Source organism: Actinophytocola xanthii, assembly GCF_001921205.1.
Lineage (GTDB): Bacteria > Actinomycetota > Actinomycetes > Mycobacteriales > Pseudonocardiaceae > Actinophytocola > Actinophytocola xanthii.
In genome coordinates this window covers 20906-44039 of the sequence record NZ_MSIE01000039.1, presented here as the reverse complement: position 1 = coordinate 44039, position 23134 = coordinate 20906, and the positions used below count along the sequence as shown (strand labels likewise).

Below are 23134 nucleotides of genomic sequence, written 5' to 3'. Positions count from 1 at the left end.
TCGTTCGCCCAAGTTGACACCATCCTGCCAACATCCGCCACGAGGTGCTAACCCTGCCCGACGATCAGGCGACGATACCGACGCCCCTGGGTAGAACGGCTCAGCTCCGGCTGCGGTACTCGCGCAGCAGACCCCGGCTGATGATCGTCTTCTGGATCTCGCTGGTGCCCTCACCGATCAGCAGGAACGGCGCCTCACGCATCAGGCGCTCGATCTCGTACTCCTTGGAGTAGCCGTAGCCGCCGTGGATGCGGAAGCTCTCCTGGGTCACCTCGGCGCAGTACTCCGAGGCGAGCAGCTTCGCCATGCCGGCCTCGACGTCGTTGCGTGCGCCGGAGTCCTTCAGCCGCGCGGCGTTGACCATCATCAGGTGGGCGGCCTCGACCTTGGTGGCCATCTCGGCCAGCTTGAACGCGATCGCCTGGTGCTCGGCGATGGGCTTGCCGAAGGTGCGCCGCTGCTGGGCGTACTCCACGGCCAGCTCGAAGGCCCGGATCGCGATGCCGCAGGCGCGGGCGGCCACGTTCACCCGGCCGACCTCGACACCGTCCATCATCTGCGCGAACCCACGCCCGGGTGCGGCACCCAGCACGGCGTCGGCCGGGACCCGGAAGCCGTCGAAGACGGCCTCGGTCGTGTCGACGCCCTTGTACCCCATCTTGTCGATCTTGCCGGGGATCGTCAGGCCCGGCGCGACCTCGCCGAAGCCCTCCGGCTTCTCGACCAGGAACGCGGTCAGGTTCTGGTGCGCCCGCTCCGCGCCCTCGTCGGTCCGCACCAACAGGGCGATCAGGTTCGAGCTGCCGCCGTTGGTGAGCCACATCTTGGCGCCGTCGACCACGTAGTCGTCCCCGTCCCGGCGGGCGCGGGTCTTGATCGCGGCGACGTCGGAGCCGAGGTCCGGTTCCGACATCGAGAAGCTGCCGCGGACCTCGCCGGTGGCCATCCGCGGGAGCAGGCCCTGCTTCTGCGCCTCGGTGCCGTGGTGGCGGACCATGTGGGCGACGATGAAGTGGGTGTTGATCACGCCGGAGACGCTCATCCAGCCGCGGGCGATCTGCTCCACCACCAGCGCGTAGGTGAGCAGGGACTCGCCGAGGCCGCCGTACTCCTCCGGGATGGTCAGGCCGAACAGGCCCATCTCCCTCATCCCGGCGACGATGTCACTGGGGTAGGCGTCCTCGTGCTCCAGGTGCTGCGCGTGCGGGATGATCTCCTTGTCCACGAAGTCCCGGACAGTCGCGAGGATCTCCTCCTGCACGTCGGTCAGTCCGGCGGTCTGGGCAAGGCGGGCCATGGTGGGCGCTCCCTCCGGGCGACACTGGTTACCGGTCAGTATCGCGCGGTTAACGGCCGTTCGCGCCGGGAAGGTGCGCAGCACCACTTGCACGGTTCAGCCGATGCGGGCCTCCACCCGGGAGCCGCAGCCGCGGCAGCCGTCGGCGAGCACGTAGACGTCCTGGCCACACCGGCGGCAGGACCGGAAGCTCCGCTCGAACAAGTCGTCACGGGACGAGCGGCCGAACAGGCCCCGCCGCTCCTTGCTGATCCGATGCTTTGCCATGCCGACACTGTGACTCGAAACCTGCCCGCGGCGCCGTTATCTGTGCGTTATATCACCGCAACCTCGCCGACGCTTACACGGTGAGTGATCGAACGACCGCGATCCGACGCGGGCCGGCACCCGTCCGTGCGTCACCCGAGTCGGGCAACGGCCTCGGCCAGTGCGAGCACTCGGCGAGCGTTGTCCACGTGGAGGTTCTCCACCATCCGGCCGTCCACGGTGGCCACCCCCCGCCCCTCGGTCCGCGCCGCCTCGAACGCCTCGATGACCCGCCGGGCGAACGTCACGTCCTCTTCGGACGGTGCGAAGACCCGGTTGCACGGCTCGATCTGGGCGGGGTGGATCAGGGTCTTGCCGTCGAACCCGAACTGCTTGCCCTGGAGGCATTCCGCGGCGAAACCGGGGGCGTCCCGGACGTCGTTGTAGACGCCGTCGAGGATCGCCCGCCCGGTGGCCCGAGCGGCCAGGACGCACATCGAGAGTGGACCGAGCAGCGGCGCCCGGCCCGGCACCTGCTCGACGAGCAGTTCCTTGGCGAGGTCGTTGGTGCCGAGCACCAGCACGGTCAGCCGCTCGCTGGCGGCGGCGATCTCGGCACAGCGCAACACCGCCGCCGGCGTCTCGATCATCGCCCAGATGGCCGTGTGGTCCGGAGCGCCGGCCAGCGCGCTCTCCACCGCGTGCACGGCCGCGGCCGAGTCGACCTTGGGCACCACGACCGCCGCCGGACCTGCCTGCGCCGCGGCACGCAGGTCGTCGGCATGCCAGGGCGTGCCGGCGGCGTTGACCCGGATGGCCACCTCACGGTCGCCGTACCCACCGGAGGCCGCCGCCGCGGCGACCCGGTCCCGCGCCGAGGGCTTCGCGTCCGGCGCGACGGCGTCCTCCAGGTCCAGGATCAGCGCGTCCGCGGGCAGCGTCTTGGCCTTCTCCAGCGCCCGCTCGTTCGCCCCGGGCATGTACAGCACCGAGCGGCGCGGCCTCATGCGCCTGCCCCCCGGTAGGCCTCGGCCAGCTCCGGATCCCGGGCGGCGAGCTCGTCGGCGAGCGAGGCGACCACCTGGCACTGCTTGACCGTCGCGTCGTCCTGCATCTTGCCGTCCAGCATCACCGCGCCGGTGCCGTCGCCCATGGCGGCGAGGACCCGCCGGGCCCAGGCGACCTCCTCCGGTGCCGGCGAGAACACCTTCCTGGCGATCGCGATCTGCGCGGGGTGCAGGCTCCAGGCCCCGACGCAGCCGAGCAGGTAGGCGTTGCGGAACTGGTCCTCGCAGCCGACGGTGTCACGGATGTCGCCGTACGGGCCGTAGTAGGGCAGGATCCCCGCCGCCGCGCAGGCGTCCACCATGCGTGCCACGGTGTAGTGCCAGAGGTCCTGCTGGTAGGTCGTGCGCCCGGCGGTGAGGTCCTCGCCCACCGGATCGGTACGGACGAGGTAACCGGGGTGTCCCCCACCCACACGGGTGGTTTTCATCCGACGACTCGCGGCCAGATCGGCCGGGCCGAGCGAGATGCCCTGCATCCGGGGGCTGGCCGTCGCGATCTCCTCGACGCGCGCGACGCCGCTCGCCGTCTCCAGGATCGCGTGCACGAGCAGGGGCCAGCGCAACCCCGCGCGGGCCTCGAGCTGGGCGAGCAGCCGGTCGACGTAGTGGATGTCCTCCGGGCCCTCGACCTTCGGGATCATGATCACGTCGAGCTTGTCGCCGACCTCGGTCACCAGCGTGACCAGGTCGTCGAGCACCCAGGGCGAGTCGAGGCTGTTGACCCGCGTCCACAGCTGGCTCTCGCCGAGGTCGACCTCCCGCGCGACCCGGACCAACCCGGCACGCGCGGCCTCCTTGCGGTCGGCCGCGACCGCGTCCTCGAGGTTGCCGAGCAGGACGTCCGTGCCGGCCATGCCGGGAAGCTTGGCGACCATCTTCTCGTTGCCCGGGTCGAAGAAGTGGATCATCCGCGACGGGCCGAGCGGGATCTGCCGCACCGGTTCCGGCGCGCCGACCGCCAGCGGGCGGAAGAAGTCCTTCGGTGAGCGCATCGTTGCCTCCAACCGTGTGCTACCTGCCGGTAACCCTAGGGGCGGAGGAGCCGGGTCGCCGTACTCATGTCACCAAGGCCACGCGTTCCCGGGCCAGGCAAGGGGATTGCCAACGGCGATGAACCATGCGGATGGCCTGGCAGCGGTCGGCCAGCTCCCGCGAGCGGGTGATCAGGGCTCCGGGCGGATAGCCTGATCGCCGTGGGTGCCGTCAACAGGGTCTTCGTCGCGCAGCTGACCGGCCTACCGGTGTACGGCCCGGACGGCGAGTCGATCGGCAAGATCCGCGACGTCGTGGTGACCTTGCGCAGCGACTACCTGCCGCCCCGGGTGCTGGGCGCGGTGGTGGAGCTCGCCACCCGGCGGCGCATCTTCGTCCCGATGCTCCGGGTCACCTCCATCGACGCCACGGCGGTCACGCTCGCCACCGGGTCGGTCAACCTGCGCCGCTTCACCCAACGCCCCAACGAGATCCTCGTCGTCGGGCAGCTGCTCGACGCCCGGGTCACGCTCGGCGCGGACGGGCAGGGCGCCGTCGTGGTGGACGCTGCCATGGAGCTGTCACGGACTCGGGACTGGCTGCTGGGCCGCGTCGCCGTCCAGGTGCGCACCGGCCGGCTGGGCCGGTTGGGCCGGCGGGGCCCGGTGCAGGTGCTGCGGTGGGAGGACATCCGCGGGCCCGGTGTCAGCGACCTCGCCCGGCTGCCCCAGGGCACGGCCCAGCTGCTGGCCGTCTTCGACACCATGCGCGCCGCCGACGTGGCCGCGGCCCTGCGGGAACTGCCGGCCAAGCGCCGCTACGAGGTGGCCGACGGGCTCGACGACGAGCGGCTCGCCGACGTGTTCGAGGAGCTTCCGGAGAAGGTCCAGAAGGACCTGCTGGCGCACCTCGACGAGGAGCGGGCGGCCGACATCCTCGAGGCGATGGACCCCGACGACGCCGCCGACCTGCTCGGCGAGCTGTCGGAGTTCGACCAGGACCGCCTGCTCCAACTGATGGAGGCCGAGGAGTCCGACCCCGTACGCCGGCTGATGGCCTACTCGGCCGACACCGCGGGCGGCCTGATGACCTCCGAACCGATCGTGCTCAGCCCGGACGCGACCATCGCCGAGGCGCTGGCGATGGCGCGCAACCCCGACCTCACCCCCGCACTGGCGAGCATGGTGTTCGTCAGCCGGCCGCCCTCGGCCACGCCCACCGGGCGCTACCTCGGCTGCGTGCACCTCCAGCGGCTCCTGCGCGAGCCCCCGGGCGAGCTGGTCGCCGGCGCACTGGACACCGAGCTGGCCCGGCTTCCACCGACCGCCACGCTGGCCGACGTCACCCGGTACTTCGCCGCCTACGACCTGGTGTGCGCGCCGGTCGTCGACGACACCGACCACCTGCTCGGGGCGGTCACCGTCGACGACGTGCTGGACCACCTGCTGCCGTCGGGCTGGCGGGACGACGGGATCTGGGAGCCGAACCACGGCATGACCGAAGGCGAGACCTCCGATGCCTGAGCCCCGCCGCCGTCTCGACCAGCCGCGGTCGACCCGCCGGATCCGGCTGCGGCTCTCGGTGGACCCGGAGATGTTCGGTCGGCTCTCCGAGCGCCTCGCCCGGTTCCTCGGAACCGGCAAGTTCCTGTTCTGGCAGACGCTGCTGGTGATCATCTGGATCACGCTCAACCTGTTCGCGGTCTCGCTGCGCTGGGATCCGTACCCGTTCATCCTGCTGAACCTGGCCTTCTCGACCCAGGCGGCGTACGCCGCGCCGCTCATCCTGTTGGCGCAGAACCGGCAGGACAACCGCGACCGGGTGTCGCTGGAGGAGGACCGGGCCCGCGCCGCGCAGACCAAGGAGGACACCGAGTTCCTCGCCCGGGAGCTGGCCGCGCTGCGGCTGGCCGTCGGGGAGGTCGCCACCCGCGACTACCTGCGCGGTGAGCTCGACCGGCTCCGCAAGGACCTCAAGGACCACAAGCGGCGCCCGAGCGCCGAGGCCATCCGGGAGGACGCCCGCTGGTCCGACGCCTGAGCGGCCGCGGGCTCAGCCGCTGAGGCGGGAGCACAGCTCGCCGAAGGCGGTCAGCTCCTTGTCGTCGAAGTGGTCGACGAAATGCCGGACCACGCCGGCGAGGTGGGTGCGCGAGGCAGCACGCAGGGTGTCCACGCCCTTGGTGGTGAGCACGGCGACGACGCCGCGGCCGTCGCCGGTGAACCGCTCGCGGGTGACCATCCCGGCCAGCTCGAGCCGGTCGACGAGCCGGGTGACCCCGGACCGGGACAGCAGTACGGCGTCGGCGAGCTCGGCCATCCGCAGCCGCCGGTCGGGTGCCTCCGCGAGCTGGACCAGCACGTCGTAGCCGCCGAGGGAGACCGGGTGCTCGGCGACGAGCTCGGTCTCGAGCACGCGGACGAGCCGCGCGTGGGCGCGCAGGAACGAGCGCCACGCGTCGAGCTCGGTCCCGGTCGGCAACCGGTTCACGGCTGGTTCCGCCACAGCGCCGATGTTACGGAATGCGTGTGTCCACATGCACCAGCGCCGCGGCGGTCACGGAACGGGCGGGGGAGGAATAGCCGTAGCATGGGATGTGTGACGACCAGCGAGCCAACTCGGGTTCCCGACGTCGAGGCCGTGCGTGCGGCGTTGGCCGGCGTGCAGGACCCGGAGATCCACAAGCCGATCACCGACCTCGGCATGGTCAAGAACGTGACGATTGGCGACAACGGCGCTGTTCACGTCGAGATCTTCCTGACGGTGTCGGGCTGTCCCCTCCGCGACAAGATCACCAACGACGTGACCGCGGCCGTGTCGGCCGTCCCCGGTGTGCGCCATGTCACTGTCGAGATGGACGTGATGAGCGACCAGCAGCGGAGCGAACTGCGCCGCAGCCTCCGCGGTGACGCGGAGGAGCCGCGGATCCCGTTCGCCGAACCGGGGTCGCTGACCCGCGTGTACTGCGTGGCGTCCGGGAAGGGCGGCGTCGGCAAGTCGAGCCTGACGGTGAACCTCGCCGTGGCCATGGCCGCGCGGGGCCTGTCGGTCGGCGTCGTCGATGCCGACATCTACGGGCACTCGGTGCCCCGCATGCTGGGAGTGCGGGGCCGGCCGACGCGGGTGGAGAAGATGATCCTCCCGCCGGACGCGCACGGCGTGAAGGTCATCTCGATCGCGATGTTCACCCAGGGCAACACCCCGGTCGTGTGGCGCGGGCCGATGCTGCACCGGGCACTCCAGCAGTTCCTCGCCGACGTGTTCTGGGGTGACCTGGACGTGCTGCTGCTGGACCTGCCGCCCGGCACCGGCGACATCGCCATCTCGGTGGCCCAGCTCATCCCGAACGCGGAGATCCTCGTGGTCACGACGCCACAGCAGGCGGCAGCGGAGGTCGCCGAGCGCGCCGGGGCGATCGCGATGCAGACCCGGCAGCGGCTGGCCGGCGTGATCGAGAACATGTCGTGGCTGGAGCTGCCCGACGGTTCGCGGATGGAGCCCTGGGGCTCGGGCGGCGGGCAGACCGTGGCCGACTCGCTGTCCAGGGCGCTGGGCGCGGAGGTGCCGCTGCTGGGCAAGGTGCCGATGGACCCGCGGCTCGTGGAGGCGGGCGACGCCGGCAACCCACTGGTCACGGCGGTCCCGGACGCACCGGCATCGAAGGTGGTGTCCGACATCGCCGGCCGGCTGACCACCAGGGCCAGGGGCCTGGCCGGCCGGATGCTGTCGGTCTCGCCGGCCTGACGCGCTCCGCGGGCCCGGCGCTGACGTCGGGCCCGCACCCTGCCTGGTGAGGCCGGAGCAGGGCGGCTGGCCTGCCGGAGCGCTGGTCGCGAGCTGAGCGACATTCGCCGATGCCGGTTCGCCCGACACCTCGTCAGCTGAGCAGTACCCAGTTCCGCGGCGCTGCCTGCGAGGAGCTTTTCGGCCCGGCTAGCGCAGCGTCAGGTGGCATCGGGGTCGAACGGCGAGGGTTTGTCGGCCGAGGCGGCCGGCGGCTCGGCCGGGGTGGGCTTGGCCGGCTCCCGGGCAGCGGGGGTCTCCTGCGCGGGCGGTGGCGGCGTGTAGCCGTTGGGCTTGGTGTGCCCGTTGGAGACGTCCACATCGTCGAAGAGGTGACGCGTCACGGCCCGGCGAGGGTCGAAGTTGCGCAGCTGCTGCAGGTCCTCCAGCGGTTTGCGCAGCTCGTCGAAGTCGTCGCCCATCTCGTTGCGCAGCTGTTCCCGGGCGCCGGTGGCGTACTCGCGCACCTTCCGGACGTTGCGGCCGAGCCAGGCGGCCGCCGACGGCAGACGTTCCGGCCCCAGGATGAACAGACCCGCAACGATGATGATGAGGATCTCGGCCCAGCCGATGCTGTCGAACACTGTGGCCTTCCTCCGCCCCACTCTCGCCCAACTACTGCACAGCGTAGCCAATCAGTCCGACTGCAGGGTCACCTGAACGGTCAGCTCGCGCCCTTCGCGGGCGAGTACGACCGCGACCCGTTCGCCGATCTGGTGCGAGCGCACCGCCACGATCAGCTCGGCGGCGTCCGCGATCGGTCGGTCCGCGACCTTGCGCAGCACGTCGCCCTGCCGGATACCGGCCTTGCTCGCCGCACCGCCGTCGCGCACGTTCTGCACCCGGGCCCCCTCGGCCGTCTGGGCCGAGACCGAGGCCACGTTCACGCCCAGGTCGGCGTGGTTCACCTTGCCGTCGCGGATCAGGCTCTCGACAATGCCGCGGGCGTAGTCGATCGGGATCGCGAACCCAAGGCCGACGTTGCCCGCCGACCCGGCGGTCGCGATCGACGAGTTGATGCCGACCAGGGCACCGGTCGAGTCGACCAACGGCCCACCCGAGTTGCCCTGGTTGATGGCGGCGTCGGTCTGGATGGCGTCGTAGACGGCCGGCTCGCCGTCCTCCTCGCCGGCGAGCATCGGGCGGTTCAGCGCGCTCACGATCCCCTCGGTGACCGAGTCGTTGCGACCCAGTGGCGAGCCGATCGCGATCACGGTGTCGCCGACCTGGAGCTCCGAGGAGCGACCGAGCTGGATGACCGTCGGGTTCTGAACGTCCACCTTGATCACCGCGAGGTCGGTCTTCGCGTCCATGCCGACGAGCTCCGCGCTGGTGCGGGTGCCCTCGTTGAACACGACGTCGATGTCCTGGCCCTTGGTCACCGCGCCACCGATCGTGACCACGTGCTCGTTGGTGACGATGTAGCCGTTGCTGTCGATCACCGCACCGGAGCCGGAGACCGCGGTGGTGCCGTCGCTGACCACGATCGTGACCACGGCTGGCCGCACGCGCCGGGCGATGTCGGCGATGGACCCGGCCGGGCGCTCCTTGCCGGCCGTCACCTCGGCCAGCGTCACGTCCTGGTTCAGCCGTTCGCCGCCGCGGGCGATGAACCAGCCCGCCACCCCGCCGGCGGCACCGACCAGCAGGGCCACCAGCATGAGCGTGAGCAGCGCGGTCACCTTCACCCGGCGGCCGAACACCAGCTCGGGCAGGCTGAGCAGCTCGCCGGGCGGGCGGGTGGACTTCCGCTTGCCGTCGCCGCGGCCGCCCGCGTCGTCGGCGCCGAGTGCCGGCGGACCGATCACCGCGCCTGCGGCTGGGTCGCGCCACGGGTCGTGTGCCGACTCGTCGTCCCACGGGTCGACCCCGTCCGGCGCGTCCTCGACCGGAGGACGCTGGAGCAGCTCGGTCGTCCCCGAGGGGCGGCCGAACGCGTTCGCCAGCGACTCCGCCGGCGGCGGCGCGCCGCGCAGCTCACCGAACGCCGTCCGTGCGGCCGAGGGGCCGCCCGGCGGCGGGGAGAACGCACCGTCCACGCCGACCGGCCGGCCGAACGCGGCGGCGGCCGACGGGTCGACCGGGGGTCGGTTCAGCGGACGCGGCCCGAGTCGTGGCCGGTCGCCCGGCGACTCGGGCGTCTGCTGCTCGTTCATCGCTGCTCAGCCTGCCTGAAGACCGGTGAAGTGCGCGTAGCGGAGAAATGAAACCGGCGCCTCCCTCGCGCAGACCGCGGGAAAGGCGCCGTGTGGGGGGTAAGTCTTGCCAGACGCTGAGGTCAGCGGCCGGTGTACAGCACGTAGCCGGCCTGCTGGAGCTGGGCGTCGGACACGGCCGGGTGATCCGGCTCAGGGGTCGCCGGCGTGGGCTCCTCCTCGCCACCGCTGGTGCTGACCAGCGCCAGCGCGCCGAGCACGAGCCCGGACACCACGACCCCGGCACCCTGGGCGGTGCGGCGGCTGGGCCGCCGGCCCAGTATCGCCCGGCCCTCACCGAGCTTGGCGGAGGACCCGAGCGGGGCGCTGGAACCGAAAGGGGCCGGCATCGCTTCCGGCCGTTGCACCGCGACCAGCTGCCCGTCCTCGGTCATCGCGAGGCCGTCCGGCGCCGCCGGGATCTCGACCTGCTGGGGTATCGCCCGCAGCGTCGCGAGTAAACCGGCCGGCACGACCGGCGCGTGGGCGGACTGGACCGCCGAGGCGGCCTGTCGCTGGGCGACGATGTCGGCCAGGCACTGCGAGCACCGGGCCATGTGGGCCGCCACGCGGTCGTGCGCGGTCGCCGACAGCTCGCCGTCGACGAACGCCACCACGACGTCCGGAAGAAGATGCTGCTCGGACAGACCCCAACCGCGCTCGTCGGTCACGACCTACCCTCCCGTACCAGTTCTCTGCGCCGCTCCAGCGACGCGCGCAACGCCTGCCGCCCCCGGTGGATCCTGCTTCGAACAGTACCCAACTTCACGCCGAGGGTGGCACCGATCTCCTCGTAGGAGAGGCCCTCCACGTCACAGAGCACGACCGCCGCACGGAACTCCGGGGGCAGCTCGTCCAGCGCGGCCTGCAGATCGGGGTCGAGGTGCGTCTCGACGTACACCTGCTCCGGGCTCGGGTCGTCGCCCGCGAGCCGGTCGGTGTCCTCGGGCAGGCCCTCCATGCGCAGCCGCGAGCGGCGGCGGGCCATGTCGAGGAACAGGTTGGTGGTGATGCGGTGCAGCCAGCCCTCGAAGGTGCCCGGCTTGTAGCTGGCGAGCGACCGGAACACCCGGATGAACGTCTCCTGGGTGAGGTCCTCGGCATCGTGGGCGTTGCCGGTCAGACGGTAGGCAAGCCGGTAGACGCGGTCGGCGTGCTCGCGCACGACCTCGTCCCACGACGGCGGCGTCCAGGCGGCCTCGTCCAGCTGGACGGGCTCGGCCACGATCTCGGTCGACTGCGTGTGCATCGGGCGGGTTGCCACCTCCTCAGGGCTTTCAGCCCCACTGCCGTGCTCAACGTCGACGCTGCTCATCGTGTTCCCACCCCTGTGCCTCCGCGGTTACGCGGCCCCTGTACCGCTGGTCGATCCCCGTCAAACATGGATACTGCGCGACCCCCATGTGAAGGTAGTGAGAACCGCCTGAGAGCCCCCTGAGAAACGACCGGCCGCCGGTAGCCGCGGGTGCACCCGATCTACGCCGGACAACGCTAACCTCACACTCCGTGGCTCCCGATTCGCCGACGATCGCCTCGGACGCCCTCAACGCCTACGTCGAGGGCTACCTGTCCGAGGACGACACGCTGGTCACCGCCCGGGCCAGGGGCGTCGAGCTCGGCTGCTCGCCCATCTCCCCCGGCGGCGGGGCGGCGCTGCGCTTCCTGGCGACCGCACTGAAGGCCAAGGCGGTCGTCGAGATCGGCACGGGCTCCGGGGTCAGCGGCCTCTACCTGCTGCGCGGCATGACGGCGGACGGCGTGCTGACCTCGATCGACGTCGAGCCGGAACACCAGAGCGCGGCCAAGCGCGCGTTCGCCGACGCCGGCGTCGGCCCTGGCCGCACCCGCCTGATCATGGGCCGGGCGTTGGACGTGCTGCCCCGGCTGACCGAGGAGGCCTACGACCTGCTCTACGTCGACGCCGCCAAACCCGAGTACCCCAGCTACCACGAGCAGGGGGTGCGCCTGCTCCGGCCGGGCGGCGTGATCGCGTTCGACAGCGTGCTGTGGTCCGGGCGGGTGGCCAACCCCGCCCGGCGCGACGCGGAGACCGTCGCCCTGCGCGAGGTCGCCAGGGCCGTCCGCGAGGACGACCGACTGGTCCCAGTCATGCTTCCGCTCGGCGACGGACTGCTGCTCGCCGCGAAGAACCACTGAGCGACGAAGCGGCTCAGTCCTGGGAGGACGCGACCACCGCGCCGACGGCGAAGCCGGCAGCCGCGCCGATCAGCACGTTGACCCAGCCCCCGCTGCCCCAGTTCGCCTCGCCTTCCCACCAGCCCCACAGGATGGTCGCGATCAGGCCGAACGGGAAGAAGATCAACAGTCCGCCGACGAGACCGGCGCCGAGCCGCAGGTCGCTGCGCCGCCGGCCGGCCCGACCGGCGGCGCGGGCGTCGGCGACCGGGGACATGCTCCAGACGGCCCCGAACGGGTCGGCCTGCTGCGAGGGCTGCGGGGCCTGCTCCGGGGGCTGGGTCCAGGAGGGCTGCGCGGGGTCGGCGGACGGGGGCTCGGGCGGCGGGTCGTCCGGCATGCACCCACGGTATCGGCTGACCGCGCCCGGGGGGTCTATTCCGCTCTTTCGCCCTTGCCGAGAACGACGATCCCGCCCGGGCTGACCGTGAACCGGTGCCGGTCGGCGGCCAGGTCGACGCCGATCTGCGCTCCGTCGAGCACCGAGACGTTCTTGTCCAGGATCGCGCGGCGTACGACCGCGCCCTTGCCCACCCTGGCCCCGGGGAGCAGCACGCTGCCCTCGACCGTCGCGCCGTCGTCGATCACGACGTCCGCGCTGATCACGGACTCCCGCACGGTCGCACCGGAGATGATCGAGCCCGGCCCGACCATGGACTCGACCGCGGTTCCCGAGTTGACGAACTTGGCCGGCGGCAGCGGCGGGGTCGCGGTTCGGATCGGCCAGCGGTGGTTGTACAGGTTGAACACCGGGTGCACCGACACCAGGTCCAGGTGGGACTCGTAGTAGGCGTCGAGGGTCCCGACGTCGCGCCAGTAGCCCCGGTCACGCTCGGTGGCGCCGGGCACCTCGTTCTCGTCGAAGTCGTAGACCATCGCCGCCCCCTCGCCGACCAGCATCGGGATGATGTCGCCGCCCATGTCGTGCATGGACTCGGGGTTCGCGGCGTCCGCGCGCAGGGCGTCGAGCAGCACCTCGGTGCGGAAGACGTAGTTGCCCATCGAGGCGAACGTGACCTCGGGGTCGTCCGGGACGTGCGGCGGGTCGCTCGGCTTCTCCAGGAAGCGGGTGATCCGCCCGTGCTCGTCGGAGTCGATGCAGCCGAACGCCTTGGCCTCCGCCCGCGGCACCCGGATCCCGGCCACGGTCACCCCCGCGCCGGAGTCGACGTGCTGGGCGACCATCTGCGAGGGGTCCATCCGGTAGACGTGGTCGGCGCCGAACACCACGATCTGGTCGGGTCGCTCGTCGTAGACGAGGTTGAGCGACTGGTAGATGGCGTCGGCGCTGCCGGTGTACCAGCGCGGGCCGAGCCGCTGCTGGGCCGGTACCGGCGTGATGTACTGCCCGAGCACGCTGGACAGCCGCCAGGTCGTGGAGATGTGCCGGTCCAGCGAGTGCGACTTGTACTGGGTCAGCACGCACAGGCGGTGGTAGCCGGCGTTGACGAGGTTCGACAGGACGAAGTCGATGAGCCGGTAGTTGCCCCCGAAGGGGACCGCGGGCTTCGCCCGGTCGGCGGTCAGCGGCCACAGCCGCTTCCCCTCGCCACCGGCGAGCACGATCGCGAGCACGTGCGGCTGGCCCTTCACGAGCTGACCCTAACCGTGCGTGGCCGATCAGGGCTACCTTGAGCCTTGTGCGTGTTGGTCTGCTAACAAGAGAGTTCCCGCCCGAGGTCTACGGCGGGGCGGGTGTTCACGTCGAGTTCCTCGTGCCGCGGTTGCGCGAGCTGGTCGACGTCGACGTCCACGCGTTCGGCGCGCCGCGTTCGGCGGAGGGTGTCCACTCGCACAACCCGGCGGCCGGGCTCGAGCACGCCAACCAGGCACTGCGCACGCTCTCGGCGGACCTGTCCATCGCCGCCGCCGCCGAGGGCCTCGACCTCGTGCACTCGCACACCTGGTACGCCAACCTCGCAGGTCACCTTGCCAAGCTCCTCTATGACATCCCGCACGTGGTCACCGCGCACTCGCTGGAGCCGCGCCGGCCCTGGAAGGCCGAGCAGCTCGGCGGCGGCTACCGGCTCTCCTCCTGGGTGGAGCGGACCTGCTACGAGGCGGCCGACGCGGTGATCGCGGTCAGCGAGGGCATGCGGGCCGACGTGCTCGACTGCTACCCGGCGCTGGACCCCGACCGGGTGCGGGTGGTCCGCAACGGCATCGACTCGACCGCCTACCACCCGGTGACCGAGGACGACGCGCTGCGTCACCACGGCGTCGACCCCAACCGGCCGCTCGTCGTGTTCGTGGGGCGGATCACCCGTCAGAAGGGCCTCGCGCACCTGATCGCCGCGGCACACCAGATCGACCAGGGCGCCCAGCTCGTGCTCTGCGCCGGCGCCCCGGACACCCCGGAGATCGCCGAGGAGACCCGCACCGCCGTCTCCGAGCTCGCGGCCGCGCGGCCCGGAGTGTTCTGGCTGCAGAAGATGCTGCAGCCGGCGGAGGTGCGCCAGCTGCTCAGCCACGCGACGGTGTTCGTGTGCCCGTCGGTCTACGAGCCGCTCGGCATCGTCAACCTCGAGGCGATGGCCTGCGGCACAGCGGTGGTCGCCTCCGACGTGGGGGGCATCCCCGAGGTCGTCGAGGACGGGCGGACGGGCCTGCTGGTGCACTACGACCGGGAGGACGAGTCCACCTTCCGGGTGGGCCTGGCCGATGCGGTGAACGAGCTGCTGGCCGACCCGGACCGGGCGCGGGCGATGGGTGCCGCCGGCCGCGAGCGGGCCGAGCGCGAGTTCTCCTGGGCCGGTGCCGCGGCCAGGACCGTCGAGGTCTACCGGTCCGTGCTGCCCTGAGGTCCCTCGGGGACGCGTACCGGGTGAACCCGGGGTTGTTCCTGAGAGCGTGTTCAGCGGGCAGCCACTAGCTTGGCCGTGTGGCACAGAGATCACGGCTCCGCATCCGCCTGGCGCGGTTCACGGTGGCGTCCGCGATCGCCACCGGCATCAGCCAGTTGGTCCTGTTGACCCTCTACTGGACCGGCTGGAGCGACGGGGCGACCACGGCCAGCACGATCGCGTTCCTCGCCGGCTCCGTCCCGCACTTCCTGATGGTGCGGTACTGGGCCTGGCGGGACACCGAGCCGGCCCGCCTCGGCAGCCAGCTCACCACCTACTTCACCGTGACCCTGCTCAGCGGCGTGGCCTCGATCGGGTTGACCACGCTCGCCGAGGAGGCGCTGCTGCCGATGGTGACCGAGCAGGGCTGGCGCGCGGTGATGCTGGCGGTCAGCTACCTGGCCGCGAGCGGGCCGGTGTTCCTGGTGAAGTTCGCCCTGTTCGAGCGGGCGTTCGCTCACCCCTCGTACGCCGCCACCAGCTCCACCAGGGTCCGGGCGGCGAACCCGGTCGCACCGGCCGCCACCTCGTCGTAGGGCCGCTCGGCGCGGGCCGGCCCCGCGATGTCCAGGTGCGCCCACGGCAGCCCGCCGGTGAACTCACGCAGGAACATGGCCGCCGCGATGGCGCCCGGGCCCTGCGGCGACTGGGCGACGTCGGCGATGCCGGCGTCGTGCACCGTCTCGGCGAACTCGTCCGCGACCGTGACGGCGTCCGAGCCGAGCGGCATCCGCCACCAGCGCTCGCCGGCTCGGGAGCCCGCCGAGGACACCCGCTCCCAGACCCCGTCCTCGCTGGCGAACACCCCGCCGGTGCGCAGGCCGAGTGAGACCTTCATCGCCCCGGTCAGCGTCGCCACGTCCACGAGCAGGTCGGGGGACAGCCGGGCCACCGCGTAGGCGATCGCGTCGGCCATGACCATCCGCCCCTCGGCGTCGGTGTTGGTGACCGCGGTCGTTCGCCCGCCGAAGTGCCGGACGACGTCACCGGGGCGGTAGGCCGAGCCGGACAGGTGGTTCTCCGCACACGGCACCAGCGCGGTCACCCGCACGTCCGGGGCGAGCGCGGCGAGCGCCTCGACCGCGGCGATCACCGCGGCCCCACCCGCCATGTCGGTGCGCATCAGGTGCATCCCGTCGGCGGGCTTCACCGAGATGCCACCGGTGTCGAACGTGATGCCCTTGCCGACCAGGACGACGTGCGGGGCGTCACGGCGGGAGGCGTAGGTCAGCTCGACCAGCCGCGGCGGACGGGTCGACCCGCCGCCGACCGCGAGCACCCCGCCGAAGCCCTGCTCGGCGAGCCAGCGCTCGTCGTGGACGGTGACCCGCACGCCGGGCGCACGGCCCGCGGTGCGCTCGGCCATCCTGGCCAGCCAGGCCGGGTCCTTGACGTTGGACGGGGTGTTGGCCAGGTCCCTGGCCAGCGCGGTCGCCCTGGCCAGCGTCGACGCGCGGTCGACGATGGGGGCGAGGTCGCGGTCGCCGGCGACGAGCCGGACCGTGCGCAGCCGCGGCGTGGCCGCCTCCGCGCCGATCACGTACGCGTAGCCGCCCAGTCGAAGCCCGAGCACGAGCTGTCCGACCTCCTCGGCGCCCACCCCGTCCGGGAGCTCGAGTGTGAGGACCCGCACCGCGGAGCGACCGGCGGCGTCGTCGCTCGCGATGGCGGCGTTCACCGACCTGGCCAGGGCCCCGCCCGCGCAACGCCAGTCACCGGGTTCTCCCTCCCCCACCCCGACGACCCAGCGCACTGCGGAGCCCACCGGTCCGGCGTGGACCTCGCCGGCCTTGCCGGTCAGCCCGACGGTGTCGGCCCACTCCTCGGTAAGGTCGGCCTCCCGGCCGGGGACCGAGCGGTCGGCCGCGTTCACGACGACCGCCAGCGGATCGGCCCGCCGGACGGTGGGGACGACCTCTACCTGGGGAAGCGCCGTCGGCACGGCGGGCACCGACGAAACCACGTCTCCTCCTACTCCACGAAGCGCCAGGCCCTGCCCTCCACTCCGGACACGACTCAGCCCGCGGCGGCCTTCAGCGCGTCCCCGAGAGCGCTTGCCTCCTCCGCCGACATTTCGACGACGAGGCGTCCACCACCCTCGAGCGGGACGCGCATCACGATGCCCCTACCCTCCTTGGTCACCTCGAGGGGACCGTCACCGGTCCGGGGCTTCATGGCCGCCATAGCGTGCTCCCTCCGTCATAGCCTGCCGCTTCGGACGGGGCCGACCCGGCCGAAGACGACGACATTCTCCCCCATGCCATCTCGCCGGTGAAATCGAACCGATCAACTGCGTGTCGATGACCGGCCGTTATGCACTGGCGCGGGCAGCGTGACGGCTGACAGACTCGAAAATCGTGCGAGCCAGGTCCGCGCTGTTCGACGTCTACGGCAGCTACCTCCGGGCGCGAGGTGGCTCGGCCGCCATCGCCGCACTGGTGCGCCTGCTCGAGCCGCTGGGGTTCGAGGCCCCGGCGATCCGCACCGCCGTGTCCAGAATGGTCCGTCAGGACTGGTTGCGCCCCGTACGGCTGGCCGACGGCCCGGGTTACGCGCTGACCAGGCGGGCCGAACGCCGGCTGGACGAGGCCGCCGCACGCATCTACCGCACCCGACCCTCTACTTGGGATGGGCGGTGGCAGGTGCTGGTGCTCGAGGAGCTCCCGTCGCGCACGGCCAGGGAGCGCCTCGACTCGTCGCTGCGACTGCTCGGCTACGGACCGCTCGGCCCGGCGACCTGGGTGGCGCCGCGTCCGTCGGCCGAGCTGGAAGAGGTCCTGGCAGCGGAAGGGCTGACCGTCCGCGCCTTCCTCGGCGAGCACGACGGCGACGACGCCGAGCTGGCCGCGCGGGCGTGGGACCTGCCGGCGCTGGGCGCCGACTACGCCGCGTTCGTGACCCGGTGGCGACCCGAGCTGTCCGCAGTAGACGGCTCGGTGCCGGCGGCGGCGTTCGCCGCCTCCCAGCGGCTGCTGCACGCCTGGCGCAAGTTCCTGTTCCGCGACCCGGGCCTGCCCCCGTCGCTGCTGCCGCAGGACTGGCCGGGGACCGCGGCGGCCGAGTTCTTCGACGGGGAGACCGCGCGGCTGGCCGGTGCCGCCGAGACCTTCCTCACCGACTGCCTGACCCGAGGTACCCGCGCGCGATCCAGCGCATGACACGTGGAGGTAGGACACCTTGCCCGCTCTTCTGGTCGACGACCGCGACGGAGTCCGCACGCTCACGCTGAACCGGCCGGAGTCGTTCAACTCGCTGACCGTCGAGCTCAAGGAGCTGCTGCTGGCCGCGCTGACCGAGGCCGGGACCGACCCGTCGGTGCGCGCGGTCGTGCTCACCGGTGCCGGCAAGGCGTTCTGCGCGGGCCAGGACCTCAAGGAGCACGTCGCCGCGCTGCGGGCCGAGGACCCGACGCCGTTCGAGACCGTGGCCAAGCACTACAACCCGATCGTGCGCGCGCTCACCGGGATGCCCAAGCCGGTGATCGCGGCGGTCAACGGGATGGCCGCCGGCGCCGGCGCGTCCTTCGCCTACGCCTGCGACCTGCGGGTCGCGGCCCCGTCGGCGAAGTTCCTGATGGCCTTCGCCACGATCGGGCTGACCGCGGACTCAGGGGCGTCCTGGACCCTGCCCCGGCTGGTCGGCTACGGCCGGGCCATGGAGCTGATGCTGCTGGCCAATCCGGTGACCGCGGAGCAGGCCCTGGCCGTCGGCATGATCACCCAGGTCGCCGACGACGCCCTGGCCACGGCGCACGAGCTGGCCGCGCGGATGGCCACCGGCCCGACGACGGGCTACGGCAAGATCAAGGAGGCGCTGCTGGTGGGTGCGGGTGCGGACCTGGAGAGCGCGCTGGCCTGCGAGGGCGCCGGTCAGAACCTGCTCGGCGGGACGTCGGACCACCGGGAGGCCGTGGACGCGTTCGTGGCCAAGCGCGAGCCCACGTTCACCGGGCGCTGACGCCCGACCCCTCAGCCGCCGCTGAGCCCTCCGACTCGGCGGCGGCGAGGGCGCTCTCGATGCGCTCGCGGGCGCCGGCCAGGTGCTGGTCGCAGATCTTGGCGAGCGCCTCGCCGCGCTCCCAGAGCGCGAGCGAGTCCTCGAGCGACAACCCGCCCGTCTCCAGCCTGGCGACCACCTCGGCCAGCTCGTCGCGAGCCTGCTCGTAGTTCAGATCGTCGGTCACTGAGCCGGGGTCTCCAATCGGGAGTGGGAGTTCACCAGCACCGTAGCCACCGCCTGGTCGTAGCCGACGAACGCCTCGGCGAAGTCGGCCCCGTCCCGCTCGGCGACGGCCTCCTCGATGCGCGCCAGCGCGCTCGACACCCGCTCCCGTTGCTGCGAGCCGCGACCGAACCACCAGCGGGTGCCGGCGTAGGCCGAGGTCGCCTCGGACAGCTCACGCAGGCGGTTGGGCAGCACCCGCCGTCCCGGCGCGTCACAGCCCGCGCACAGCGCCGCCCAGCACTCGGCCGCCGCGGCGTCGGCGCGGCGGGCGCTGTCGCGGACCAGCTCGGCCGTCGCACGCAGGTCGGGCGTGCGGGCGACGGCCCTGGCGACCGTGGACGTGGCGCTGATGGTCAACGGCAGGAAGGTGGGGTCACGCTCAAGCCTCGGCACCGCTACCTCCACTCGCGCTCGGCTCGCGCCGGGACACCGTTGCGTGCACCGCGCCGTCCGCGACCCGGACCCGAAGTCGGGCCCCCTCCGGCGCCTCCTGGGTCGAGCGGAGCACCCGCGGGTGCCCGTCCTCGGCTACCCGCTGCACAACCGCGTACCCGCGGGCAAGCGTGGCGGCTGGTCCCAACGTCGTCAAGCGGGCACGCGTGTGGTCCAGGGCGGAACGCTCCGTGGCCACCAACCCGCGGACGGCACGACGTGACCGCTCGACGAGCGCGTCCACCTGTGCGCTCCGCTGTTCGAGCGGGGTCAGCGGGTCGGCCAGGACGGGACGGCTGCACAGGGCGGCGAGCAGGCGGCGCTCCCGGTCCACCCACCCGTGCAGGGCTCGCCGCGCCCGGTCGCGCAGCTGGCGGACCCGTGCCGACTCCTCGGCGATGTCGGGCACGACCCGTTTGCCGGCGTCGGTGGGCGTGGAGCAGCGGACGTCGGCGACGTGGTCGAGCAACGGGGTGTCCTGCTCGTGGCCGATCGCGCTGAGCACCGGCGTGCGGCAGTCCGCGACCGCGCGGCATAGCGTCTCGTCGGAGAACGGCAGCAGGTCCTCCACGCTGCCGCCGCCCCGGGCGATCACGATGACCTGCACGTTCCTGTCCCGGTCGAGTGCGGACAGGGCGTCGACGATCTGCGGCACCGCGAGCGCGCCCTGCACGGCGACGTTCTCCACCCGGAACCGGACCGCCGGCCAGCGCGCCCTGGCGTTGGTCAGCACGTCCTTCTCCGCGGCCGAGGCGCGGCCGGTGACCAGCCCGACCGTGTGCGGCAGGAACGGCGGCCGGCGCTTGCGCCGCGGGTCGAAGATCCCCTCGGCGGCGAGCAGCTTGCGCAACCGCTCGATGCGGGCGAGCAGCTCGCCGATACCCACCGCGCGGATCTCGTCGGCGCGCAGGCTGAGCGTGCCGCGGCCGATGAAGAAGGCCGGGCGGGCGTGCACGACGACCCGGGTGCCGTCGGAGAGCGGCTGCTCGCGCAGGAGGCCCGTGGCGCAGGTCACGGTCATCGAGACGTCGGCCGCCGGGTCCCGCAGCGTGAGGAACGCGGTGCCGGTGCCTGGGCGGTTGGAGATCTGGGTGACCTGGCCCTCCACCCAGATGTCGCCCAGCCGGTTGATCCAGTCGGCGATCTTGCGTGCGACCGTCCGGACCGGCCAGGGCTTCTCGGGGGAGGTGGTCGGTTCACTCACCGCTGTCGCGCACTGTCGCGATCCGGCGGGTCAGCATGCCCACGAACGAGGGACGGTTGCCGTGCGCGCGCTCGTACTCGAGCAGCTCGGTGAGCTCCTCGACGGAGAAGCGACGGAGCCGGGCCCGCAGCTGGGGCAGCGACAGGTGGTCGTAGTTCTCGGCGGTGACGAGGTCGAGCTCGCGCGCGCCGGCCTCCTCCACGAGCGCGCGTTCCTCCTGCACCCAGGGGTCCGCGCCGACGAAACCGTTGGTCCGCCGGGTGAGGTCGGTGACGTCGGCGAGCTCCGTCACATCGTCGTCCTCGGCGGTCTCGGCGGTCTCGGTCGAGACCCGGTCGAACGCCGACGGACGGGGTGCCGCCGCGGTGTCGTCGTCGAGGTCCTCGTCGAACGTCGCCCACTCCGGCGTCTCCTCGACCGGGCGCAGGCCGGCGAGCACCTCGTCGCCCCGGATGGCCAGCTCGGTGACCTGCTGCTGGACCCGCATCGAGACCTGAAGGGCCTGGCTGACGACGGTGACGGGCAGGCCGGCGAGCTTGGTGGGGAGGGTGCGGGCTTGCTCCAGGGCGGTGGCGGCGAGGCCGGCGGCCACCCGAACCGGGAGCGGGATCGACTTCATGGCTCTAGCCTGCCTCAGTCCAATCGATATGCCTACCGGCCGGTCCGGTCCGTAGGCTGGGGATATGACGAAACGAGTCCTCCTGGCGAAACCCCGCGGCTACTGCGCCGGCGTCGACCGGGCGGTCGTGACCGTCGAGAAGGCGCTGGAGACCTACGGCGCGCCCGTGTACGTGCGCAAGGAGATCGTGCACAACAAGCACGTGGTGCAGACGCTCTCCGAGCGCGGTGCGATCTTCGTCGAGGAGGCCGACGAGGTGCCGGAGGGCGCGCTCGTGGTCTTCTCCGCGCACGGGGTGGCGCCCGCGGTGCACGAGCAGGCGGCCGCGAGGAACCTGCGGACGATCGATGCGACGTGCCCGCTGGTGACCAAGGTCCACCAGGAAGCGAGGCGGTTCGCGCGGGAGGACTACGACATCCTGCTCGTCGGCCACGAGGGCCACGAGGAGGTCGAGGGCACCGCCGGTGAGGCGCCCGACCACGTACAGCTGGTGGACACGGCGGAGGACGTGGACAAGGTGGCGGTACGCGACCCGAGCAAGGTCGTGTGGCTGTCGCAGACCACCCTGTCGGTGGACGAGACCCTCGAGCGGGTGAACCAGCTGAAGGGCCGCTTCCCCGAACTGCAGGACCCGCCGAGCGACGACATCTGCTACGCGACGCAGAACCGGCAGGTCGCGGTGAAGGCGATGGCGCCGGAGTGCGATCTGGTGCTGGTGGTGGGGTCCACGAACTCGTCGAACTCGAAGCGGCTGGTCGAGGTGGCGCTCCAGGCGGGGGCGCGGGCGTCGTACCTGGTCGACTACGCGCGCGAGGTCGACCCGGCGTGGCTTTCTGGCGTGTCGACGGTGGGCGTGACCAGCGGGGCGTCGGTGCCGGACATCCTGGTGATGGACCTGCTGGCCTGGCTGGCGGACCGCGGCTACGCCGACGTCCACGAGGTGACGACGGCGAACGAGAAGGTCGCGTTCGCGTTGCCGCGGGAGCTGCGGAAGGCGCTCCAGGAGAACGCCAGCTGAGTGGTTCCGGTGCCGTGGCCGACCAGCGATAGCTAGGGCACGTCCGCACAGCCCTCGATCGCGGTCTTCGCGCCCAGCCCGCCGCTGGCAGCGTTGTCGGACAGACCGAGTACAACCCGGTACGAGGCCTGCCCTCCGACTTGCCAGCGACGACCTGGATCACCAAGCCCATCGACCAGGACTCTGCGGACGCGCCCTAGGTCGGCTCGACGGCCGGGCACTCAGCGGCGCTGGTCCGGCGGCCTGCGGCGGGGGCGGCTCGAAGGGCCGTCGCGGTCGGGTTGGTCGCGGCGCGGGCGGGGGGTTTCGGTGTCGCGCCGGCGGGGTTGGTCCTGGTCGCGGGAACGGGCGCGGTCACGGGGGCCCTGGTTCCGGTCCCGGGCGGGGCGGTTGCCGCGCCGTGGGGAGGACTCGTCCTCGGGCGGGGTGGGGCGGTTGGTGGGGCGCTTCTTCTGCGGGGACGCGGGTGGGGAGGTGTCCGCGGCGGGGCGGGTGGCGCGCACCGGGGGGTTCGGGTCGCGTTGTTTCCAGAGGCGGTACAGGCCGAGCGCCACGGTGAGGGCGGTCGTGATCGCCATCGTGGGGAAGTTGCTGGTCAGCGGGAGCGCCACGGAGAAGATGAGCTGCTTCAGGCCGCTCCCGCCGTCCTCGCCGAAGATGATGACCGCACCGATCGCGGTGACCGCGAACACGAGCGGGGGCTGGACCATGGGGCCGAAGAGGCTGCGCCGGCGGACCAGGCAGATCGCGGCGACACAACCGAGCAGGTAGGCACCCTGGTAGATCTTCCCGAGAGAGCCCTGCACCTGCATCTCCACCACCGCGGCCACCGCCGCCAGGCCGAAGGCGAGGAGGACGGCTCCCCACCACGGCAGGCCACGAAACGTGCCGAGGATCGGGCGGTCGTCCCACGCCATGTCGGCGTCTTCTGCTGGATCGCTCCGGCGATCGCGGGTCGCGGTCACGGCGCACACGTTAGTAGGTCTGTCACCCCTGCTGACCGCCGTTCTGGAAACGCTCCCGGGGAGTCCACTCCAA

27 protein-coding genes are annotated in these 23134 nt (G+C 72.2%); 9 read left to right on the top strand and 18 right to left on the bottom strand.

Going from position 1 to position 23134, the window contains the following annotated elements:
* Positions 1 to 100 precede the first annotated feature (100 nt).
* The 4 genes from BU204_RS21065 to BU204_RS21055 form a co-directional block, all read right to left on the bottom strand.
* Positions 101 to 1297 carry an acyl-CoA dehydrogenase family protein gene (locus tag BU204_RS21065; protein ID WP_075127434.1) on the bottom strand — a complete coding sequence of 399 codons (1197 nt, stop codon included), beginning with the start codon at positions 1295 to 1297 and terminating at the stop codon, positions 101 to 103.
* A 96-nt stretch (positions 1298 to 1393) separates the two neighbouring features.
* Positions 1394 to 1564 carry a hypothetical protein gene (locus BU204_RS40170; RefSeq protein ID WP_158073485.1) on the bottom strand — a complete coding sequence of 57 codons (171 nt, stop codon included), beginning with the start codon at positions 1562 to 1564 and terminating at the stop codon, positions 1394 to 1396.
* 131 nt (positions 1565 to 1695) lie between these two features.
* Positions 1696 to 2550, bottom strand: coding sequence for an HpcH/HpaI aldolase/citrate lyase family protein (locus BU204_RS21060; RefSeq protein WP_075127433.1), 855 nt, complete (start codon positions 2548 to 2550; stop codon positions 1696 to 1698).
* Complete coding sequence (locus tag BU204_RS21055) at positions 2547 to 3602, bottom strand: HpcH/HpaI aldolase/citrate lyase family protein (protein WP_075127432.1); 1056 nt, start codon at positions 3600 to 3602, stop codon at positions 2547 to 2549. The genes BU204_RS21060 and BU204_RS21055 overlap by 4 nt, the downstream gene beginning before the upstream one ends.
* A gap of 201 nt (positions 3603 to 3803) precedes the next feature.
* On the opposite strand from BU204_RS21055, the gene BU204_RS21050 reads away from it, so the two are divergent.
* Both BU204_RS21050 and BU204_RS21045 read left to right on the top strand, forming a co-directional pair.
* Entirely contained in the window at positions 3804 to 5105 is a 1302-nt protein-coding gene (locus tag BU204_RS21050) for a magnesium transporter MgtE N-terminal domain-containing protein (protein ID WP_075127431.1), read from the top strand.
* On the top strand, positions 5098 to 5622 hold the full coding sequence (locus BU204_RS21045; protein ID WP_075127430.1) for a DUF1003 domain-containing protein: 525 nt from the start codon (positions 5098 to 5100) through the stop codon (positions 5620 to 5622). Before BU204_RS21050 ends, BU204_RS21045 begins: the two co-directional genes overlap by 8 nt.
* Positions 5623 to 5634: 12 nt before the next feature.
* Here the strand turns inward: BU204_RS21045 and BU204_RS21040 are convergent, their stop codons facing one another.
* A complete protein-coding gene (locus tag BU204_RS21040) occupies positions 5635 to 6087 on the bottom strand; it encodes a MarR family winged helix-turn-helix transcriptional regulator (protein ID WP_233160442.1) in 453 nt (150 codons plus the stop codon).
* 93 nt (positions 6088 to 6180) lie between these two features.
* Between BU204_RS21040 and BU204_RS21035 the strand changes: the two genes are divergently transcribed.
* Positions 6181 to 7326, top strand: coding sequence for an Mrp/NBP35 family ATP-binding protein (locus tag BU204_RS21035; RefSeq protein WP_075127428.1), 1146 nt, complete (start codon positions 6181 to 6183; stop codon positions 7324 to 7326).
* A 200-nt stretch (positions 7327 to 7526) separates the two neighbouring features.
* Here BU204_RS21035 and tatB read toward each other — a convergent pair whose 3' ends face one another.
* From tatB to sigE, 4 genes are all read right to left on the bottom strand, one after another.
* Positions 7527 to 7949, bottom strand: a complete 423-nt coding sequence (gene tatB / locus BU204_RS21030) for a Sec-independent protein translocase protein TatB (protein ID WP_075127427.1) — start codon at positions 7947 to 7949, stop codon at positions 7527 to 7529.
* Between the two features lie 51 nt (positions 7950 to 8000).
* Positions 8001 to 9521 (bottom strand): S1C family serine protease, encoded by a 1521-nt coding sequence (locus BU204_RS21025; protein WP_075127426.1) that lies wholly within the window; start codon positions 9519 to 9521, stop codon positions 8001 to 8003.
* Positions 9522 to 9643: 122 nt separating this feature from the next.
* Positions 9644 to 10231, bottom strand: coding sequence for an anti-sigma factor family protein (locus BU204_RS21020; protein ID WP_083661485.1), 588 nt, complete (start codon positions 10229 to 10231; stop codon positions 9644 to 9646).
* Positions 10228 to 10875, bottom strand: coding sequence for an RNA polymerase sigma factor SigE (gene sigE, locus BU204_RS21015; protein ID WP_083661484.1), 648 nt, complete (start codon positions 10873 to 10875; stop codon positions 10228 to 10230). The genes BU204_RS21020 and sigE overlap by 4 nt, the downstream gene beginning before the upstream one ends.
* 191 nt (positions 10876 to 11066) lie before the next feature.
* Here sigE and BU204_RS21010 point away from each other — a divergent pair, with 191 nt between their 5' ends.
* Positions 11067 to 11717 carry an O-methyltransferase gene (locus tag BU204_RS21010; RefSeq protein WP_075127424.1) on the top strand — a complete coding sequence of 217 codons (651 nt, stop codon included), beginning with the start codon at positions 11067 to 11069 and terminating at the stop codon, positions 11715 to 11717.
* A 13-nt stretch (positions 11718 to 11730) separates the two neighbouring features.
* Here BU204_RS21010 and BU204_RS21005 read toward each other — a convergent pair whose 3' ends face one another.
* Both BU204_RS21005 and glgC read right to left on the bottom strand, forming a co-directional pair.
* Entirely contained in the window at positions 11731 to 12096 is a 366-nt protein-coding gene (locus BU204_RS21005) for a hypothetical protein (protein WP_075127423.1), read from the bottom strand.
* Positions 12097 to 12131: 35 nt separating this feature from the next.
* The gene (gene glgC, locus BU204_RS21000) at positions 12132 to 13349 is read right to left on the bottom strand and encodes a glucose-1-phosphate adenylyltransferase (protein ID WP_075127422.1); all 1218 of its coding nucleotides are present in this window, start codon (positions 13347 to 13349) and stop codon (positions 12132 to 12134) included.
* A 47-nt stretch (positions 13350 to 13396) separates the two neighbouring features.
* Here glgC and glgA point away from each other — a divergent pair, with 47 nt between their 5' ends.
* Entirely contained in the window at positions 13397 to 14557 is a 1161-nt protein-coding gene (gene glgA, locus BU204_RS20995; RefSeq protein WP_075127421.1) for a glycogen synthase, read from the top strand.
* Between the two features lie 80 nt (positions 14558 to 14637).
* Entirely contained in the window at positions 14638 to 15135 is a 498-nt protein-coding gene (locus BU204_RS20990) for a GtrA family protein (protein WP_083661483.1), read from the top strand.
* Here BU204_RS20990 and BU204_RS20985 read toward each other — a convergent pair.
* The gene (locus BU204_RS20985; RefSeq protein ID WP_075127419.1) at positions 15057 to 16562 is read right to left on the bottom strand and encodes a leucyl aminopeptidase family protein; all 1506 of its coding nucleotides are present in this window, start codon (positions 16560 to 16562) and stop codon (positions 15057 to 15059) included. The genes BU204_RS20990 and BU204_RS20985 overlap by 79 nt on opposite strands.
* 53 nt (positions 16563 to 16615) lie before the next feature.
* Positions 16616 to 16783: a DUF3117 domain-containing protein gene (locus BU204_RS20980; RefSeq protein ID WP_075127418.1), complete on the bottom strand. Its 168-nt coding sequence runs from the start codon at positions 16781 to 16783 to the stop codon at positions 16616 to 16618.
* Between the two features lie 173 nt (positions 16784 to 16956).
* On the opposite strand from BU204_RS20980, the gene BU204_RS20975 reads away from it, so the two are divergent.
* Both BU204_RS20975 and BU204_RS20970 read left to right on the top strand, forming a co-directional pair.
* On the top strand, positions 16957 to 17757 hold the full coding sequence (locus BU204_RS20975; protein ID WP_075127417.1) for a PaaX family transcriptional regulator: 801 nt from the start codon (positions 16957 to 16959) through the stop codon (positions 17755 to 17757).
* A 19-nt stretch (positions 17758 to 17776) separates the two neighbouring features.
* Positions 17777 to 18556, top strand: a complete 780-nt coding sequence (locus tag BU204_RS20970; RefSeq protein ID WP_075127416.1) for an enoyl-CoA hydratase-related protein — start codon at positions 17777 to 17779, stop codon at positions 18554 to 18556.
* Here BU204_RS20970 and BU204_RS20965 read toward each other — a convergent pair.
* Genes BU204_RS20965 through BU204_RS20950 form a run of 4 tightly spaced genes read right to left on the bottom strand, consistent with a single transcriptional unit; the run spans position 18543 to position 21078 of the window.
* Positions 18543 to 18782: an exodeoxyribonuclease VII small subunit gene (locus tag BU204_RS20965; RefSeq protein ID WP_332888584.1), complete on the bottom strand. Its 240-nt coding sequence runs from the start codon at positions 18780 to 18782 to the stop codon at positions 18543 to 18545. The genes BU204_RS20970 and BU204_RS20965 overlap by 14 nt on opposite strands.
* Positions 18779 to 19216, bottom strand: coding sequence for a sugar ABC transporter substrate-binding protein (locus BU204_RS20960; protein ID WP_233160441.1), 438 nt, complete (start codon positions 19214 to 19216; stop codon positions 18779 to 18781). Before BU204_RS20960 ends, BU204_RS20965 begins: the two co-directional genes overlap by 4 nt.
* Complete coding sequence (gene xseA / locus BU204_RS20955; protein ID WP_075127415.1) at positions 19203 to 20459, bottom strand: exodeoxyribonuclease VII large subunit; 1257 nt, start codon at positions 20457 to 20459, stop codon at positions 19203 to 19205. Before xseA ends, BU204_RS20960 begins: the two co-directional genes overlap by 14 nt.
* On the bottom strand, positions 20452 to 21078 hold the full coding sequence (locus BU204_RS20950) for a lipid droplet-associated protein (RefSeq protein WP_075127414.1): 627 nt from the start codon (positions 21076 to 21078) through the stop codon (positions 20452 to 20454). The genes xseA and BU204_RS20950 overlap by 8 nt, the downstream gene beginning before the upstream one ends.
* 64 nt (positions 21079 to 21142) lie before the next feature.
* Here BU204_RS20950 and BU204_RS20945 point away from each other — a divergent pair, with 64 nt between their 5' ends.
* On the top strand, positions 21143 to 22096 hold the full coding sequence (locus tag BU204_RS20945; RefSeq protein WP_075127413.1) for a 4-hydroxy-3-methylbut-2-enyl diphosphate reductase: 954 nt from the start codon (positions 21143 to 21145) through the stop codon (positions 22094 to 22096).
* A gap of 221 nt (positions 22097 to 22317) precedes the next feature.
* Here the strand turns inward: BU204_RS20945 and BU204_RS20940 are convergent, their stop codons facing one another.
* Positions 22318 to 23061 (bottom strand): DUF6542 domain-containing protein, encoded by a 744-nt coding sequence (locus tag BU204_RS20940; RefSeq protein WP_075127412.1) that lies wholly within the window; start codon positions 23059 to 23061, stop codon positions 22318 to 22320.
* Between the last annotated feature and the right edge of the window lie 73 nt (positions 23062 to 23134).